The following is an 18,263-nucleotide window of genomic DNA, read 5'->3' as shown; positions in this document are numbered from 1 at the left end:
CCCGTAGGGGGAGACATGACCACATTAGAGACCAACACCGCGCCCGTTGAGGCGAGCGGTGAGGGGACCCGCACGCCTGAAAAAGCGGTGCGCTGGGCCATCCCGCTGTCGCTGCTGGCCTGCGTGCTGCTGGCGTTTTTCGACAAAATCAGCATTGCCGCGCTGTTTTCTGACGGCCACTTCCAGCAGGCGATGGGCATCGATTTTGACACCACGCGCCTCGGCATTCTGATGAGCGCCTTCCTGTTGAGCTACGGCTTTTCATCGGTCTTTCTCAGTGGGCTGGGGGACAAAATCGCCCCGCTGCGCCTGCTCACCGGGATGATGGTGGTGTGGTGCGTGCTGATGGTGGCGATGGGCTTTACCCATAACTACACGCTGATGATCGTGCTGCGCATTCTGCTGGGCGTGGCGGAGGGGCCGCTGTTCCCGCTGGCCTTCGCCATTGTGCGCCACAACTTCCCACAGCATCTGCAGGCGCGCGCCACCATGCTGTGGCTGCTGGGCACGCCGGTAGGGGCGGCGATTGGCTTCCCGCTCTCACTCTGGCTGCTGAACACCTTCGGCTGGCAGAGCACCTTCTTCGTGATGGCGATGCTGACCGTACCGGTGCTGATCTTCGTGCGCGTCGGTCTGCGCGGGATCCGTCTGGAGGCGAAAAGCGGTACGTCACAGACCTCCCGGGACGAACGGCGTGCCGCACGGCGCGAGCTGTTTGTCAGCCCGCACTTCTGGATCATCTGCATCTTTAACATCGCTTTCCTGACCTACCTGTGGGGCATTAACGGCTGGCTGCCGGGCTACCTGATCAAGGGGAAGGGCATTCATCTGGAGCATGCGGGCTGGCTGTCGTCGATGCCGTTCATCGCCATGCTGGCGGGGGAAGTGATTGGCGCATGGCTCTCTGACCGGGTCGATAAGCGTGCGGCGGCCTGCTTTATCTCCATGGCGGGGGCCGCTGTCGGGCTCACGGCCGTAATGCACCTCGATACCCCGCTGACCATCATTGCGGCGATGAGCTTCAGCACATTCATGTGGGGCACCGGGGCTCCCAACATTTTCGCCCTGCTGGCAAAGGCCACCCATCCACGGGTGAGCGCCACGGCGGGCGGCATTTTCAACGGGCTGGGAAACTTTGCGGGCGCGCTGTCGCCAGCGGTGATGGGCGCGCTTATCGCCTTCACCCACAGCATGGATTCCGGGCTGATTTTTCTGGCGGTGATGGCGGCGGTGGGCTGCGTCCTGTTACTGCCGCTGCTGAGACGTTACTGAGGAGAGTGTCATGACTGATTCAACCGTAACCAACCCATCTGGCATCAAACCTGACCACCTGACGATGGAAGAGTGGGTCGAGTCCCGTATTGCGCGCTTTGAGGGCCGCAAATACGACTGGAACGCGCTGAAGTTCCAGGCCGATTTTGACCCGAAATACCGCCGCGCGCAGATGCGCTATATCGGCACCGGCGCTACCGGCGTGGCGAGCGACACCAACACCGTACAGGCGGAGCATTTTACCTTTTCCACCATGGTACTGCCGTCGAAGTGCGAAGGGCCGCTGCACCTGCACGACGATGTGGAAGAGGTGTTCTTCATGCTCAAAGGGCAGATCACGCTGATGATCCAGGACGGCGATAACTACACCGAAACCGTGCTGCGCGAGCGTGACCTGATCTCCGTGCCGCCGGGGATCTATCGCGGGCTGTTTAACCACGGCGAAGAAGAGGCGCTGATGTGCGTCATGCTGGGCACCAACAAGCCGGAAATTCCGACCTACCCGGCGGACCATCCGCTCTCGAAAGTGAAGCGGAACTAAGGGGGCATGATGACGGGTTTTCGTGAACAGGGAAGCGGCATTCCGCTGATGCTGCTGCACGGGATCAGCTCTGGCGCAGCCTCCTGGCACAAGCAGATGGCGCTGAACGGTTTTCGCGTGCTGGCGTGGGACATGCCCGGTTATGGCGAAAGCCCGATGCTGGCCGCGGAACGGGCGAACGCGGGGGATTACGCCGATGCGCTGGCGGCGATGCTTGACCGGGCTGGCGTGTGGCAGGCGGTGCTGGTGGGCCATTCACTCGGGGCACTGGTTGCCAGCGCCTTTGCGGCGAAATATCCGGATCGTGTGCTGCATCTGGTGCTGGCGGACGCCGCGCAAGGTTACGGCCAGGCCGCGCCGGAGCAGCGCGAGCAGGTCTGGCGCAGTCGCGAGCAGCAGATGGCACTCGGCGGCGAAATCCTCGCGCAGACCCGCGCCGCAAAACTGCTGCGTCCCGGCGCGCGTGAAGAGGATATCGCCACCGTGGCAGCGGGCATGCGCAGGCTTCGCCCCGAGGGCTACCTCGCCGCCGCGTGGATGCTGGCGCACGACGATATTCATGGCTGGCTGAAGCGCTATTCAGGCAACTTTGAAGTGTGGTGCGGCGAGCAGGATGCGATCACGCAACCCGAGCTGGTGCAGGGGCTGGCGCTGCGCTACGGCATGCCGTTTATCGCCATTGCCCAGGCGGGACATGCCAGCTATCTCGATAACGACGCGTTTTTTAACCAACAGCTTTTACGTATTAACGAAGAGGTGCGCGATGAATGCACAAATTGACGGACGCGTAGCGGTCGTCACCGGCGGTTCTTCTGGTATTGGCTTTGAAACGCTACGCCTGCTGCTGGGCGAGGGGGCAAAAGTGGCCTTCTGTGGCCGCGATCCGGATCGCCTCGCCAGCGCCCATGCCGCGCTGCATAACGAATACCCCGACGGGGAGGTTTTCTCTTATCGCTGCGACGTGCTTAACGCTGACGAGATGCAGGCTTTCGCGGATGCCGTGCAGGTGCGCTTTGGTGCCGTGGACATGCTGATCAACAACGCCGGGCAGGGATACGTGGCGCACTTTCATGACACCCCGCGCGAGGCGTGGCTGCATGAAGCCGAACTTAAACTGTTTGGCGTGATCAACCCGGTGCAGGCGTTTCAGCCTTTGCTGGCGCAGTCCGACATCGCTTCCATCACCTGCGTGAACTCCCTGCTGGCGCTGCAGCCGGAGGAGCACATGATTGCCACCTCTGCCGCCCGCGCCGCGCTGTTGAATATGACGCTGACGCTCTCAAAAGAGCTGGTGGGCAAAGGCATCCGCGTGAATTCGATATTGCTTGGCATGGTGGAGTCCGGGCAGTGGCAGCGTCGCTTTGAAAACCGGACAGACAAAAGCCAGAGCTGGCCGGAGTGGACGGCGGAGATCGCCCGCAAACGCGGTATTCCGATGGCGCGTCTCGGCAAGCCGCAGGAGCCCGCGCAGGCGCTGCTGTTCCTCGCCTCGCCGCTGGCTTCGTTTACCACCGGTGCGGCACTGGACGTTTCCGGCGGCTTTTGCCGCCATCTGTAAGGACACATCATGAAAAAGATTATGTTGATTGGTTTTGGCGCCATGGCGCAGGCGGTGATTGAACGCCTGCCCGCTGGCGTGGCTATCGGCTGGATTGTGGCGCGCGAGGTCCATCATGCGGCGATTCACGCGCAGCTTGGTGATGCGGTAGTGGCATTGACCTCACCGCTGGAATGCGCGCAAACGCCCGACCTGGTGCTGGAGTGCGCCAGCCAGCAGGCGGTAGCGCAGTACGGTGAGGATATTTTACGTCGCGGCTGGCATCTGGCGGTTATTTCGACCGGCGCACTGGCGGACAGCGCGCTCGAACAGCGCCTGCTCAACGCCGGCGGCAGACTGACGTTGCTCTCCGGGGCGGTAGCCGGTATCGACGGGCTGGCGGCGGCGAAAGAGGGCGGGCTGGCGCGCGTGACCTACCAGTCGCGTAAAAGCCCGGCCAGCTGGCGCGGCAGCTATGCCGAGCAGCTTATCGATCTTAATTCGGTATCTGCTGCGCAGGTCTTTTTTGAAGGCAGCGCCCGCGAGGCGGCACGACTGTTTCCGGCCAACGCCAACGTGGCGGCCACCGTGGCACTCGGCGGCGTGGGAATGGACGACACGCGCGTACAGCTTATGGTCGACCCGTCAACGAAACGTAACACCCACACGCTGCACGTTGAAGGCGCGTTTGGTGAATTCCATCTGGAGCTAAGCGGCCTGCCGCTTGCCTCTAACCCGAAAACCTCCACCCTGGCGGCACTCAGCGCGGTACGCGCCTGCCGCGAGCTGGCCATGAGCTGAGGAGTGACGATGGACGATCTGAAGATATTTATCGGCGGCCAGTGGCGACACGGTGGCGGCAACCCGATGCAGAGCTATTTCCCGGCAGACGGGTCGATCAACGCGACGTTGAATGCGGCCAGTCCCGATGATCTGCATGACGCGATCGAGGCCGGCGAGCGCGCGTGGCGCGATCCCGCCTGGCGTCACAGCCTGCCGCATACACGGGCGAAGATCCTGCACAAGGTGGCAGATCTCATTGAATCCCGCGTCGACGAGCTGGCGCAGATGCAGAGCCGCGATAACGGCAAGCCGCTGGCGGAGGCCCGCGGGCTGGTAATGAGCGCGGCGGGAACGGCGCGCTACTTTGCCGCCGCCTGCGAGCTGCTGGAAGGGGAACTTCCGACGCCGCGCCAGCCGGATTTACTGACCCTGAGCCGCTATGAGCCGCTCGGCGTGGTGGCGGCCATCACGCCGTGGAACTCGCCGATTGCCAGCGAGATGCAGAAGGTCGCTCCGGCCATTGCCGCGGGTAACGCGGTGATCCTCAAGCCCGCCGAAGCCACGCCGCTGATGGCGCTGGAGCTGGCGCGGATATTTGAACAGGCCGGGCTGCCCGCCGGGCTGCTGAGCGTGCTACCGGGCAAAGGCTCGGTGATTGGCGATGCGCTGGCACGCCACCCTAAGGTACGCAAAATTTCCTTTACCGGCGGTACCACCACGGGCCGTCACCTGGCGCACGTGGCGGCGGAAAAACTGATCCCGGCATCGCTGGAGCTGGGCGGAAAATCGCCGACTATCGTGCTGGAGGATGCGGATATCGAGCAGGCCGCGCGCGGGATCTGCTACGGCATTTTCAGCTCGGCGGGGCAGGCGTGCATCGCCGGTTCGCGGCTGTTTATCCACGAAAGCCTTTACGCCCCGCTGATGGCGCGGCTGCTGGAGTTAACCCGCGGTCTGCGCGTCGGACATCCGTTTACCGACGGTATCCACGTTGGGCCGCTGATCAATGAAAAACATCGTCAGAGCGTACAAGCGTACGTTGAGCTGGCAAAGCGTGAAGGGGGCCGCGTGCTGTGCGGTGGGGAGATCCCGGCCGATCCCACGCTGGCAAGCGGCAGCTTCTTCCTGCCAACGATTATCGAAGGGCTGAGCAACAGCGCCCGTGTCTGCCAGGAGGAGATCTTTGGCCCGGTGCTGGTGGCGATGCCGTTTCGCGATGAAACCTCGCTTATCCGCGAGGCCAACGACTCGGTTTACGGCCTGGCCGCCGGGATCTGGACACGCGATACCGGACGCGCACTGCGCTTAAGTGAGCAGCTTGAGGCCGGCACGGTGTGGATCAACACCTACAAAGTGTTTGCGATTTCGACCCCGTTCGGGGGCTTTAAAGAGAGCGGTCTGGGCCGCGAGAAGGGCATTCAGGGGCTGAAAGCCTGGATGCAGCAAAAGAGCATTTATCTGGCGACGGGTAACAGCGTCAACCACTGGTGCGACTGAGAAAGGGTGAGCAATGAGCGAAATGATAACCGTCGGCGACGCCATCGCCAGAACGCTGGAGCAGTATCAGGTTGAGGCCATCTACGGCGTCATCTCCATTCACAACCTGCCCATCGCGGATGCAGTAGGGCAGCGCGGCAACATCCGCTTTGTACCGGCACGCGGCGAAGCGGGGTCTGTCACCATGGCTGATGCCCACGGACGTTTTTCCGGCCTTGGCGTGGCGCTGACCAGCACCGGCGCGGGCGCGGGTAACGCCGTAGGCGCGCTGGTGGAGGCGATGAACGCCTGCACGCCGCTGCTGCACCTGACCGGGCAGGTAGAAAAAGCCTGGCTGGATGCCGACACCGGGTTTATCCATGAAACCCGCGACCAGCTGACTTTCCTGAAGGCCAGCTCAAAACGGGCGTATCGCATCAGCAATGCCAGTCAGGCGATAGCGATTTTGCATAAAGCGATTCAGGAGGCGCAGACACCGCCGTGCGGGCCGGTCTCCGTGGAGATCCCGATTGATATTCAGGGGGCGAAAATTCCGCTGTCGCTGGTGACCGCACCGGTGAAACCGGCGTCGGTTTCGCCGGTAGATGCCGGGAGTGTTAATGCGCTTTGGGCGCAACTCAAGCAGGCGAAACAGCCGCTGCTTTGGCTGGGCGGCGGTGCGCTGGGCTGCGCGGACGCAGTGAAAAAGCTGGCGGATGCAGGTATCACCGTGATCTCCAGCACTCACGCGCGCGGCGTGCTGCCGGACAGCCATCGCGCCAGCCTGCGGGCATTTCACAACTCGCCATCGGTTGAAGCGCTGATCGCGCAGTGTGACTTTACGCTGATCGCCGGTTCACGTCTGCGCAGCAATGAGACCCGTTCATGGACGCTCGAACTGCCTTCTCCGCGCGTACAGATCGATATCGACCCGGCGGCGGCAAGCCGTAACTATCTGATGGATAACACGCTGGTAGCCGACTGCTCAGCGTTGCTGAGCGCGCTGGCTGAAAAAGCACAGGGGCGTGAATGGGGGAATGCTCAGTGGGATGGTCTGGTTCAGGAGGCGGTGACACAGGCCGAACGTGGGCTGCGTGAACAGTGCGGCGCCTATGCGCAACTCAACGATGCCATAGAGAAAGCGCTACCTGAAGATGGCCTGCTGGTGCGCGATATTACCGTTTCCGGTAGCTTGTGGGGCAGCCGACTGTTCCGCGCCAGGGGGCCGCTGATGAATATTCACTCTCTGGCCGGGGCAATTGGCATGGGCCTGCCGATGGCGATTGGCACCGCGATTGCCAACCCACAACGCAAAGTGGTGGGGTTGGTGGGGGACGGCGGTCTGAGCCTGAATCTGGGCGAACTGGCGACGCTGGCGCAGGAGAAGGCCAACGTGACGTTGCTTATCATGAATGACGGCGGCTACGGCGTTATGCGCGGTATACAGGACAAGTATTTCGGTGGCCGTCAGTACTATAACGAGCTGCATACGCCGGACTTTACCCTGTTGGCACAGGCGATTGGCCTGCAGGCATGGAGCGTTGAGCGGGCAGAGGATTTTGATGCGGTGATGACGGAAGCGCTGGCGATGCCGGGACCGTCGGTAGTGGAAGTGCGGATGGGACAAATTGGCGCGCTGAAGTTTGCCGGGCCCCCACAGAAGACGCTTTACTAGCTGTTTTTCCCTCACCCCGGCCCTCTCCCTTTGGGAGAGGGTTAGGGTGAGGGGACAAACTCAGAACACGTTAAACGGGTATTCCACGTAAGCGCGGATCTCATCCCCGCCCACGTTGTAATCGCTGGCGTTGCTGGAGACGCGCAGTACGGAATAACGCAGTTTCAGCTTCAGATCTTTCGCCGGGCCGTCCTGCACCTGATACTGGATCTGGTTAAACCATTCATGCTCTTTGCCGTTACTGGTTTCAGCGGTTTTAATGTTGTCGCCACGCACGTAGGCGGTGGTCCAGCTCAGACCCGGCAAACCGAGACCGCCAAAGTCCAGCCCGTAAGACGCCTGCCATGAACGTTCGTCTTCACCATTAAAATCAGACCAGTAGGAGTTCGCCAGCCAGATGGTGTTGCCGCCGTCACCAACACCGCCCTGGTCGCGGTAGCCGCCATAGTTGTAGCCGGTGCTTCCGCTGCTCTGCTGGTACGCCACTTTGAACGTATGGATATCCCAGATGTAGCTCGCCGCCAGGCTCCAGATGGTGTTGCTGCGGCCCGTGTCGAGGCTGTCTGCGTAGCCCTGATCCAGACGCGAGTTGTAGCCGTTAAAATCGAGTACCAGCTGCTGGCCAGTGCTGAACGGCTGTTTGAAATTCATGCCCAGATATTGCTTGTTCATCACCTCTTCATTATGGGAGGCGTACAGCGCGCCGCTGAACTGGTCATTGAACTGGTAGTTCGCCCCGCCGAAGGAGAAACCCTTGAGGCCGCTGTCGTGGCGATCGTCACTTTTACGCTGCTCGTCGGTGAAATAACCGGCGTTGATTTCCAGACCGTCGATCTCTTTAGAAGTCAGCATGGTGCCGGTGTAGCTTTCAAACAGCAGGCGGGAGCTGTCGGCGTTAATGATTGGCAGCTCGGGACGCTGATTACCGTAGCTGAGTACGGTATTCGAGATGCGCATTTTGGCGGTCGCGCCAAATTTTGCCAGATCGGATTTTGCGCGTCCGTCGTCTTCCTGTTTAAAGAAGTCAATGCCACCTGCGCCGCTCTTACCGCGGCCACCGTCCAGACGCACGCCATACTGCGCAATGCCGTCCACGCCAAAGCCAACCACTCCTTCGGTATAACCTGATTCAAAGGTGGCGATGATACCCTGACCCCATTCTGCTTTATCCTGCTGGCCCTGATGATAATCACGGCTGATATACGCATTGCGTAAAAACAGATCTAAATGGCTGTCATTAATAAAACCCTGGCTGTCTGATTGTTGGCTTGCAACGGCAGGTAATGTGACAAATATGCTTAACGCAACTAACGATAATTCTTTTTTCACGGAGGGAACGTCTCTGTCTTAATATATTAATTTGAATTACTGCGGATTCGATAATTACCCGAAAAGTAACCGATTGCAATAATTATGTGACCAGACATTTCAATGGTGAAGGGCAGGTGTGACGGGGCTTTTGTGGGTGTTACCGATATGTGCGGTTAAGTTAGCAATTCATGCGAAATAAAAAGGAGGCAAATTTGCCTCCTTCCAAAATTATTTAATTCCGTCTGCGGCCATACGGTCGCGAATATGTTGTGCACGCGCTTCTGAGGCCGGGTGATCGTCAAACATGGAGCTTTGACGTCCGGCTTCCAGTTTAGCCAGCTTTTCAAAACTGGTGGCTAAACCTGCTGGATTGATACCGCGTTTGCGCAACAGATCGTAGGAGTAGTCATCCGCTTCGGACTCCTGACGTTGAGAGAACTGGGAGTTAACCAGCTTTTCGCCCACATCGCCAAGCTGTGACTGGGACAGGCTGCCCACAATACCGCCCGCAGAAGCCGCCGCCGCGCGGATGGCGTTAGTGCCTAAGGCGACCTGCATCCCTTTCTTCACGTGGCCGAGGGCAACGTGGCCCATTTCATGGCCGATCACCGCTTCCACTTCGTTGTCGGTCATCATGTCCATTAACCCGCTGTAAACGCGGATACAGCCGTTCGCCATGGCAAAGGCGTTCACGTCTTTCGCGACGTACACTTTATAGTTCACCGGCTGACCGGTAATGTTATCGCCAAGCGCAGAGGCAATTTTATTCAGACGCTGCGTGTAGGGACTGTTGGCCGGGGCAATCGTAGCCTTTCCATCCATATCTTTACAGGCCTGGTCGCTCAGGGCTTTAACCTGCGCGTCGCTCAGGGAATAGGCCTGAAAAGCTTCTGCGCCTGAGGACATCAGGCCGTTAGAATCCATATTCTGACAACCGCTCAGCAGGAACGTTGTACCCAGGGCCAGCACTAATGCACGCATTTTCATGAGGTTGCTTCCGTACTCGTTAATCTGAATAAAATCCGAAAAGTACACCGACAGCGAAGCCGGGGTCGGGCTAAGTATAAGGAATATCGACGGGCCCGGGCGAGCAGATTGCGCAACATGCGAGCATGATCCAGAGATTTCTTAAGCGGCAAAAGAATGCTCCATGTACATGGCATGCCGCTTGGGTTACATTGTTGGCACTTTTTTCCGGCGTAGCCCAAAACGCGCTGTCGTCAAGGGCATGGCCTTTAACAGTCCGATCTGGAGTTAAAATGTCCTCACGTAAAGAGCTTGCTAATGCTATTCGTGCGCTGAGCATGGACGCAGTACAGAAAGCCAAATCTGGCCACCCAGGGGCCCCTATGGGTATGGCTGATATCGCCGAAGTCCTGTGGCGTGATTTCCTGAACCACAACCCGCAGAACCCGGCATGGGCTGACCGCGACCGTTTCGTGCTGTCTAACGGCCACGGCTCAATGCTGATCTACAGCCTGCTGCACCTCACTGGCTACGATCTGCCTATCGAAGAGCTGAAAAACTTCCGTCAGCTGCACTCCAAAACCCCGGGTCACCCGGAAGTGGGTTACACCGCAGGTGTTGAAACCACGACCGGCCCACTGGGTCAGGGTATTGCGAACGCGGTGGGTATGGCGATTGCTGAGAAGACTCTGGCGGCGCAGTTCAACCGTCCTGGTCACGACATTGTTGACCACTTCACCTACGCGTTCATGGGCGACGGCTGCATGATGGAAGGCATTTCTCACGAAGTGTGCTCCCTGGCAGGTACCCTGAAGCTGGGCAAACTGGTTGCGTTCTACGACGACAACGGTATCTCCATCGACGGTCATGTTGAAGGCTGGTTCACTGATGACACTGCGGCACGTTTCGAAGCCTACGGCTGGCACGTTGTGCGTGGCGTTGATGGCCACGATGCTGACTCGATTAAACGTGCAGTAGAAGAAGCGCGTGCGGTCACTGACAAACCATCCCTGCTGATGTGCAAAACCATCATCGGTTTCGGTTCTCCGAACAAAGCGGGCACCCACGATTCCCACGGTGCGCCACTGGGCGACGCGGAAATCGCGCTGACCCGTGAAGCGTTGGGCTGGAAACACCCTGCATTCGAAATCCCATCTGAAATCTATGCCCAGTGGGATGCCAAAGAAGCGGGTCAGGCGAAAGAAGCGGCCTGGAACGAGAAGTTCGCGGCTTACGCTAAAGCCTTCCCACAGGAAGCGGCTGAATTCACCCGTCGTATGAAAGGTGAAATGCCGTCTGACTTCGACGCGAAAGCGAACGAGTTCATCGCTAAACTGCAGGCGAACCCATCTAAAATCGCCAGCCGTAAAGCGTCTCAGAATGCGATCGAAGCGTTCGGTCCATGGCTTCCAGAATTCCTCGGCGGCTCCGCTGACCTGGCACCGTCTAACCTGACCCTGTGGTCTGGCTCTAAGCCAATCAACGAAGATGCGGCCGGTAACTACATCCATTATGGTGTACGTGAATTCGGTATGACCGCTATCGCGAACGGTATCTCCCTGCACGGTGGTTTCCTGCCGTACACCTCTACCTTCCTGATGTTCGTGGAATATGCCCGTAACGCCGTGCGTATGGCTGCGCTGATGAAACAGCGTCAGGTGATGGTTTATACCCACGACTCCATTGGTCTGGGCGAAGATGGTCCAACTCACCAGCCGGTAGAGCAGGTTGCTTCTCTGCGTGTCACCCCGAACATGAGCACATGGCGTCCATGTGACCAGGTGGAATCTGCAGTGGCATGGAAATACGGCGTTGAGCGTCAGGACGGTCCAACCGCGCTGATCCTCTCCCGTCAGAACCTGGCGCAGCAGGATCGTACCGAAGAGCAGCTGGCGAACATCGCGCGCGGTGGCTACGTGCTGAAGGATTGCGCGGGACAGCCAGAGCTGATCTTCATCGCAACCGGTTCTGAAGTTGAGCTGGCTGTTGCAGCCTGGGACAAACTGACTGCCGAAGGCGTTAAAGCGCGCGTGGTTTCCATGCCGTCTACCGATGCGTTCGACAAGCAGGATGCTGCTTACCGTGAATCCGTACTGCCTAAAGCCGTTTCCGCACGCGTGGCGGTTGAAGCGGGTATCGCTGACTACTGGTTCAAATACGTGGGCCTGAACGGCGCTATCGTCGGTATGACCACCTTCGGTGAATCTGCTCCGGCAGAGCAGCTGTTCGAAGAGTTCGGCTTCACCGTTGAGAACGTTGTCGCTAAGGCGAAAGAACTGCTGTAATTGCCGTTTTGCCCGGTGGCGCTTACGCTTACCGGGCCTACAAATGGCTCGAAAGTAGGCCGGGTAAGCGTTAGCGCGCCACCCGGCTTTTTTGTAGGCACTATTCCTCAGACATGTAACTGCTCTGTAAATTATTCCATCCAAAATGTGACGCAAGTCATATAGCTCGCTTATTCATCTGGACAGACATTCCTTTTATTCCCCGATTCGCTTATTCTTGCTGAAGCGTTTCAGTCGATTAAATGTTCGACAATTGACCAATCAATCGCAGTTTGTGATAGCAAAGATTCCCCTTCGGGCGTAGCTGGATTACTCTTTCAGCCACCTCGAACTCAGGGATAGCTTTGCAGGAGATCTATGACCGTACGCGTAGCGATTAATGGCTTCGGTCGCATCGGGCGCAACGTGGTTCGTGCTTTATATGAATCCGGGCGTCGGGCGGAAATTACCGTGGTGGCAATCAATGAACTGGCGGATGCTGCGGGCATGGCGCATTTATTGAAATATGACACCAGCCACGGACGCTTTGCCTGGGACGTGCGCCAGGAAAGGGATCAGCTGTTTGTCGGTGACGATACGATCCGCGTACTGCATGAGCGCAGTATTGCCGCGCTACCGTGGCGTGAACTGGGTGTGGATGTGGTGCTTGACTGCACCGGCGTATATGGCAACCGCGAACACGGCGAAGCGCATCTCACCGCCGGCGCGAAAAAAGTCCTGTTCTCTCATCCCGGCAGTAACGACCTCGACGCAACGGTCGTTTTCGGCGTCAATCAGCATGAGCTGCAAGCCGAACACCGTATTGTCTCCAACGCCTCCTGCACCACCAACTGCATTATTCCGGTCATTAAACTGTTAGACGATGCATATGGCATTGAATCCGGCACCGTGACCACGATTCACTCCGCCATGCACGATCAGCAGGTCATTGACGCCTACCACCCGGATTTACGACGCACGCGTGCTGCGAGCCAGTCAATCATCCCGGTGGACACAAAACTGGCTGCCGGGATCACCCGAATTTTCCCGCAGTTTAATGACCGTTTCGAAGCGATTGCCGTGCGTGTACCGACGATAAACGTCACCGCAATTGACCTCAGCGTGACGGTGAAAAAACCGGTAAAAGCCTGTGAAGTCAACCTGTTGCTGCAAAAAGCGGCACAGGGGGCATTTCATGGTATAGTTGACTATACGGAATTACCGTTGGTCTCAGTGGATTTTAACCACGACCCGCACAGCGCCATTGTTGATGGCACGCAAACGCGCGTCAGTGGCGCACACCTTATCAAGACGCTGGTCTGGTGTGATAACGAATGGGGCTTTGCTAACCGAATGCTCGACACCACGTTAGCAATGGCTGCCAAAGGTTTCAGGTAAGACGCATCGTGCGTCTGCAAAACTTTAAGAATCAACGAGAGGATTCACCATGTCTGTAATTAAGATGACCGATCTGGATCTGGCTGGTAAACGCGTTTTCATCCGTGCGGATCTGAACGTGCCAGTTAAAGATGGCAAAGTGACCAGTGACGCGCGTATCCGTGCATCTCTGCCAACCATCGAACTGGCTCTGAAGCAGGGTGCGAAAGTGATGGTGACCTCCCACCTGGGTCGTCCAACTGAAGGCGAGTACAACGAAGAGTTCTCTCTGCTGCCGGTTGTTAATTACCTGAAAGACAAACTGTCCAGCCCGGTTCGCCTGGTGAAAGATTACCTGGATGGCGTGGAAGTGGCTGCCGGTGAGCTGGTGGTGCTGGAAAACGTTCGCTTCAACAAAGGCGAGAAGAAAGACGACGAAGCACTCTCCAAAAAATACGCGGCGCTGTGCGACGTATTCGTAATGGATGCATTCGGTACTGCGCACCGTGCGCAGGCGTCTACCCACGGTATCGGTAAATTCGCAGACGTTGCGTGCGCTGGTCCTCTGCTGGCTGCGGAACTGGATGCGCTGGGTAAAGCACTGAAAGAGCCTGCTCGTCCAATGGTTGCCATCGTGGGTGGTTCTAAAGTTTCTACCAAACTGACCGTTCTGGATTCCCTGTCTAAAATCGCTGACCAGCTGATCGTTGGCGGTGGTATCGCGAACACCTTCGTTGCCGCTCAGGGCCACAACGTTGGTAAATCCCTGTATGAAGCAGACCTGGTTGACGAAGCCAAACGCCTGCTGGGCACCTGTGATATCCCGGTTCCAACCGATGTTCGCGTTGCCACTGAGTTCTCCGAAACGGCGACTGCTACCCTGAAATCTGTAAACGACATCAAAGATGAAGAGCAGATTCTGGACCTGGGTGACGTTTCTGCACAGAAACTGGCTGAAATCCTGAAAAACGCAAAAACTATCCTGTGGAACGGTCCTGTTGGCGTGTTCGAATTCCCGAACTTCCGTAAAGGGACTGAAATTGTTGCTAACGCTATCGCAGACAGCGAAGCGTTCTCTATCGCAGGCGGTGGTGACACCCTGGCAGCAATCGACCTGTTCGGTATCGCTGACAAAATCTCCTACATCTCCACTGGTGGCGGCGCATTCCTCGAATTCGTGGAAGGCAAAGTTCTGCCAGCAGTAGCAATGCTCGAAGAGCGCGCTAAGAAGTAAGCCATTCAAGGGCAGGGAAACCTGCCCAATTTTCAGCGCGCTTTAAGAGCTCGCACCTTTTCTAACGGCCGAAGATACAGGACTAAGCAACATGTCTAAAATTTTTGATTTCGTAAAACCTGGCGTGATCACTGGTGATGACGTTCAGAAAGTGTTCCAGGTAGCTAAAGAAAACAACTTTGCTCTGCCAGCAGTTAACTGCGTGGGTACTGACTCCATCAACGCCGTACTGGAAACCGCTGCAAAAGTTAAAGCACCGGTTATCGTACAGTTCTCTAACGGCGGCGCTGCGTTCATTGCAGGTAAAGGCGTGAAAACTGACATTCCTCAGGGTGCTGCAATCCTGGGCGCTATCTCTGGTGCGCACCACGTACACCAGATGGCTGAACACTACGGTGTTCCAGTTATCCTGCACACTGACCACTGCGCGAAGAAACTGCTGCCGTGGATCGACGGTCTGCTGGACGCGGGTGAAAAACACTTCGCGGCTACCGGTAAGCCACTGTTCTCTTCTCACATGATCGACCTGTCTGAAGAGTCTCTGGAAGAGAACATCGAGATCTGCTCCAAATACCTGGCGCGCATGTCCAAAATGGGCATGACCCTGGAAATCGAACTGGGTTGCACCGGCGGTGAAGAAGACGGCGTGGACAACAGCCACATGGACGCTTCTGCTCTGTACACTCAGCCAGAAGACGTTGATTACGCTTACACCGAGCTGAGCAAAATCAGCCCACGCTTCACCATTGCAGCGTCCTTCGGTAACGTACACGGCGTTTACAAACCAGGTAACGTGGTTCTGACCCCAACCATCCTGCGTGACTCTCAGGAATACGTGTCCAAGAAACACAACCTGCCGCACAACAGCCTGAACTTCGTCTTCCACGGCGGTTCCGGTTCTTCTGCTCAGGAAATCAAAGACTCCGTAAGCTACGGCGTAGTGAAAATGAACATCGATACCGACACCCAGTGGGCAACCTGGGACGGTATCCTGCAGTACTACAAAGCGAACGAAGCTTACCTGCAGGGCCAGCTGGGCAACCCGAAAGGCGAAGACCAGCCGAACAAGAAATACTACGATCCACGCGTATGGCTGCGCGCAGCGCAGACGTCCATGGTGACCCGTCTGGAGCAGGCATTCAAAGAGCTGAACGCGATCGACGTTCTGTAATTTGAGCTGCTGACAGCATCAGGAGGCCCGCAAACGCGGGCCTTTTTTTATGCTTTTTCAAGACCCTGTCAGAGCGGTTTTTGTGATCTGTTTGGCAAAACTTGCGCTTTTTGTTTACCCTTTACGGACCTGCCTGTCTCCATGGGGGATGGATTTGTGTTTTGGTTTAACAAAAGGAAGAATAAATGGAACAACTCGATGTTGTAGACAGCATCAATAACGCCGGTAACTGGCTGGTGCGCAACCAGGCGCTGCTGCTCAGCTACGCCGTGAATATCGTCGCGGCGATTGCCATCATCATCGTCGGGATGATCGTGGCGCGTATTGTATCGAATGCGGTCAACCGGGTGATGGTAGCGCGACACATTGACGCTACGGTGGCTGACTTTCTCTCTGCGCTGGTGCGCTATGGCATCATCGCGTTTACGCTGATTGCTGCACTGGGGCGCGTGGGGGTACAAACGGCATCCGTCATAGCCGTGCTTGGTGCCGCGGGTCTGGCTATTGGTCTGGCGTTACAGGGCTCGCTCTCAAACCTGGCTGCAGGCGTTCTGCTGGTCACCTTCCGTCCATTCCGCTCGGGTGAATACGTTGACCTTGGCGGCATTGCCGGTACCGTACTGCAGGTACAAATTTTCTCTACCACTCTGCGTACCGTTGACGGGCGTATCGTTGTGGTCCCGAACGGGAAAATCATCGCGGGCAACATTATTAACTTTTCTCGCGAGCCGGTTCGCCGTAACGAGTTAATTATCAGCGTGGCGTATGATTCCGATATTGATCAGGTGAAATCGCTGATTGCTAACATCATCGCCTCCGACGATCGTATTCTGAAAGACAAAGAGCAGACCGTGCGCCTGCATGAGCTGGGTGCTTCCTCTATTAACTTCGTGGTGCGTATCTGGAGCAAAAGCAGCGATCTGCAAAACGTGTACTGGGACGTGCTGGAGCGCATTAAGCGCGAGTTTGACGCCAACGGCATCAGCTTCCCGTATCCGCAGATGGACGTAAACGTCAAAAAAGTAAAAGAAGCCGAATAACGTCACCCGTAGGCCCGGTAAGCGCTAGCGCCACCGGGCTTTTATTTTATTAGCTATGCTAATATCCAATTAATATTATCAATTTCCTCTAATGTTCTTCTCGCAGTATAGTCTGCTCCAAAGACAACTCAGCGAGATTAATGTCATGTTATCGTATTATTTTCAGGGTCTTGCGTTAGGCGCAGCCATGATCCTTCCCCTTGGTCCGCAAAATGCGTTTGTCATGAACCAGGGGATTCGCCGCCAGTATCATCTGATGATTGCCCTGCTGTGCGCGGTAAGCGATTTACTGCTGATTTGTGCCGGGATTTTTGGCGGGAGTGCGCTGCTGATGCAGTCACCCTGGCTGCTGGCGCTGGTGACCTGGGGCGGGGTCGCCTTCCTGCTGTGGTACGGATTCGGTGCGTTAAAAACGGCAATGAGCAGTAACCTGGAGCTGGCGAGCGCCGAAGTGATGAAGCAGGGGCGCTGGAAGATCATCGTCACCATGCTGGCGGTAACGTGGCTTAACCCGCACGTCTATCTCGACACGTTTGTGGTGCTCGGGAGCCTGGGTGGGCAACTGGACGTTGAGCCGAAGCGCTGGTTTGCCTTGGGCACGGTGAGCGCCTCCTTCCTATGGTTCTTTGGCCTCGCCATTCTGGCGGCGTGGCTGGCACCCCGTTTGCGTACCGCCAAAGCCCAGCGGATCATCAACACGCTGGTGGGCGTGGTGATGTGGGTCATTGCCTTTCAGCTGGCGAAAGAGGGGATTCATCATGTTCAGGGATTGTTCAACTAAGCGTTGTCTTATGGACAACTGAGCAGGACCCGCTAAGCTTGCTGGCATGCGCCCTGTTGTTAGGGCACTCTTCGCAACATGGAGGAATGACAGTGAAGTGTAACGTGATGGCCCTGGCGGCATTAGTAAGTTTGGGTGCGGTGTCTGTTCAGGCGAATGAATTGCCAAATGGTCCGCACATCGTCACTTCCGGCACCGCCAGCGTGGATGCGGTACCGGATGTTGCGACGCTGGCAATTGAAGTCAACGTGGCCGCGAAGGATGCCGCTTCCGCCAAGAAGCAGGCTGACGATCGTGTTGCGCAATATCTCTCTTTCCTGGAGCAGAACGGTGTTGCCAAAAAAGACATCAGCTCTGCGAACCTGCGTACTCAGCCTGATTACGACTACCAGAACGGCAAAAGTATCCTGAAAGGCTATCGCGCTGTGCGTAGCGTTGAAGTGACCGTCCGCCAGCTGGATAAGCTGAACTCCCTTCTGGATGGCGCGCTGAAGGCGGGTCTGAACGAAATTCGTTCCGTCTCACTGGGCGTTGCGCAACCGGAGAAATACAAAGACGAAGCGCGTAAAGCGGCAATTGACGATGCGATGCATCAGGCGCAGCAGCTGGCCGCTGGCTTTAAGAGTAAGCTCGGCCCGGTGTATAGCGTGCGTTACCACGTCTCTAACTATCAGCCAAGCCCGATGGTACGGATGATGAAAGCCGATGCGGCGCCGGTATCTGCTCAGGAAAGTTATGAGCAGCCGACCATTCAGTTCGACGATCAGGTTGATGTGGTGTTCCAGCTGGAGCCGACGCAAACTCAGCAAACTGAGACGGCTAAGGCGCAGTAATT

At 57.3% G+C, this 18,263-nt stretch carries 16 protein-coding genes; 14 read left to right on the top strand and 2 right to left on the bottom strand.

Annotated elements, in window-relative coordinates:
• Positions 1-15: 15 nt before the first annotated feature.
• From VF709_RS23055 to VF709_RS23025, 7 genes are read left to right on the top strand one after another with little or no spacing between them, the layout of a single operon-like run.
• A complete protein-coding gene (locus tag VF709_RS23055) occupies positions 16-1,272 on the top strand; it encodes an MFS transporter (RefSeq protein ID WP_014833205.1) in 1,257 nt (418 codons plus the stop codon).
• 10 nt (positions 1,273-1,282) lie between these two features.
• The gene (locus tag VF709_RS23050; RefSeq protein ID WP_013098646.1) at positions 1,283-1,813 is read left to right on the top strand and encodes a cupin domain-containing protein; all 531 of its coding nucleotides are present in this window, start codon (positions 1,283-1,285) and stop codon (positions 1,811-1,813) included.
• A gap of 9 nt (positions 1,814-1,822) precedes the next feature.
• The gene (locus VF709_RS23045; protein WP_029883146.1) at positions 1,823-2,593 is read left to right on the top strand and encodes an alpha/beta fold hydrolase; all 771 of its coding nucleotides are present in this window, start codon (positions 1,823-1,825) and stop codon (positions 2,591-2,593) included.
• On the top strand, positions 2,577-3,371 hold the full coding sequence (locus tag VF709_RS23040) for an SDR family oxidoreductase (RefSeq protein WP_013098644.1): 795 nt from the start codon (positions 2,577-2,579) through the stop codon (positions 3,369-3,371). The genes VF709_RS23045 and VF709_RS23040 overlap by 17 nt, the downstream gene beginning before the upstream one ends.
• Before the next feature lie 9 nt (positions 3,372-3,380).
• Entirely contained in the window at positions 3,381-4,151 is a 771-nt protein-coding gene (locus VF709_RS23035) for an aspartate dehydrogenase (RefSeq protein ID WP_038983560.1), read from the top strand.
• 9 nt (positions 4,152-4,160) lie between these two features.
• Complete coding sequence (locus VF709_RS23030; protein WP_149896623.1) at positions 4,161-5,630, top strand: aldehyde dehydrogenase; 1,470 nt, start codon at positions 4,161-4,163, stop codon at positions 5,628-5,630.
• Positions 5,631-5,643: 13 nt separating this feature from the next.
• Entirely contained in the window at positions 5,644-7,284 is a 1,641-nt protein-coding gene (locus tag VF709_RS23025) for a thiamine pyrophosphate-binding protein (RefSeq protein ID WP_023621589.1), read from the top strand.
• A gap of 60 nt (positions 7,285-7,344) precedes the next feature.
• Here VF709_RS23025 and VF709_RS23020 read toward each other — a convergent pair whose 3' ends face one another.
• Both VF709_RS23020 and VF709_RS23015 read right to left on the bottom strand, forming a co-directional pair.
• Positions 7,345-8,613 carry an OprD family outer membrane porin gene (locus tag VF709_RS23020; RefSeq protein ID WP_102751605.1) on the bottom strand — a complete coding sequence of 423 codons (1,269 nt, stop codon included), beginning with the start codon at positions 8,611-8,613 and terminating at the stop codon, positions 7,345-7,347.
• Between the two features lie 210 nt (positions 8,614-8,823).
• Positions 8,824-9,582: a M48 family metallopeptidase gene (locus tag VF709_RS23015; protein WP_440232355.1), complete on the bottom strand. Its 759-nt coding sequence runs from the start codon at positions 9,580-9,582 to the stop codon at positions 8,824-8,826.
• Between the two features lie 272 nt (positions 9,583-9,854).
• Here VF709_RS23015 and tkt point away from each other — a divergent pair, with 272 nt between their 5' ends.
• The 7 genes from tkt to VF709_RS22980 all read left to right on the top strand — a co-directional run bounded on the left by tkt (position 9,855) and on the right by VF709_RS22980 (position 18,261).
• A complete protein-coding gene (tkt, locus tag VF709_RS23010) occupies positions 9,855-11,846 on the top strand; it encodes a transketolase (protein WP_038420542.1) in 1,992 nt (663 codons plus the stop codon).
• A 357-nt stretch (positions 11,847-12,203) separates the two neighbouring features.
• Complete coding sequence (gene epd, locus VF709_RS23005) at positions 12,204-13,223, top strand: erythrose-4-phosphate dehydrogenase (protein ID WP_014833195.1); 1,020 nt, start codon at positions 12,204-12,206, stop codon at positions 13,221-13,223.
• Positions 13,224-13,272: 49 nt separating this feature from the next.
• Positions 13,273-14,436 (top strand): phosphoglycerate kinase, encoded by a 1,164-nt coding sequence (gene pgk / locus VF709_RS23000; RefSeq protein WP_013098635.1) that lies wholly within the window; start codon positions 13,273-13,275, stop codon positions 14,434-14,436.
• A 91-nt stretch (positions 14,437-14,527) separates the two neighbouring features.
• Entirely contained in the window at positions 14,528-15,607 is a 1,080-nt protein-coding gene (gene fbaA / locus VF709_RS22995) for a class II fructose-bisphosphate aldolase (protein ID WP_013098634.1), read from the top strand.
• A gap of 185 nt (positions 15,608-15,792) precedes the next feature.
• Positions 15,793-16,647: a small-conductance mechanosensitive channel MscS gene (locus VF709_RS22990; protein ID WP_013098633.1), complete on the top strand. Its 855-nt coding sequence runs from the start codon at positions 15,793-15,795 to the stop codon at positions 16,645-16,647.
• A 145-nt stretch (positions 16,648-16,792) separates the two neighbouring features.
• On the top strand, positions 16,793-17,428 hold the full coding sequence (gene argO, locus VF709_RS22985; protein ID WP_013098632.1) for an arginine exporter ArgO: 636 nt from the start codon (positions 16,793-16,795) through the stop codon (positions 17,426-17,428).
• Positions 17,429-17,520: 92 nt separating this feature from the next.
• Positions 17,521-18,261, top strand: coding sequence for an oxidative stress defense protein (locus tag VF709_RS22980; RefSeq protein ID WP_149896622.1), 741 nt, complete (start codon positions 17,521-17,523; stop codon positions 18,259-18,261).
• Positions 18,262-18,263 lie beyond the last annotated feature (2 nt).

Origin of the sequence: Enterobacter sp. Lyrl_3 (assembly GCF_051948675.1) — a bacterium.
Classification (GTDB): Bacteria; Pseudomonadota; Gammaproteobacteria; order Enterobacterales; family Enterobacteriaceae; genus Enterobacter; species Enterobacter cloacae.
Note: the sequence above shows the minus strand (reverse complement) of the source record. Positions and strands in the feature narration are given on the sequence as shown.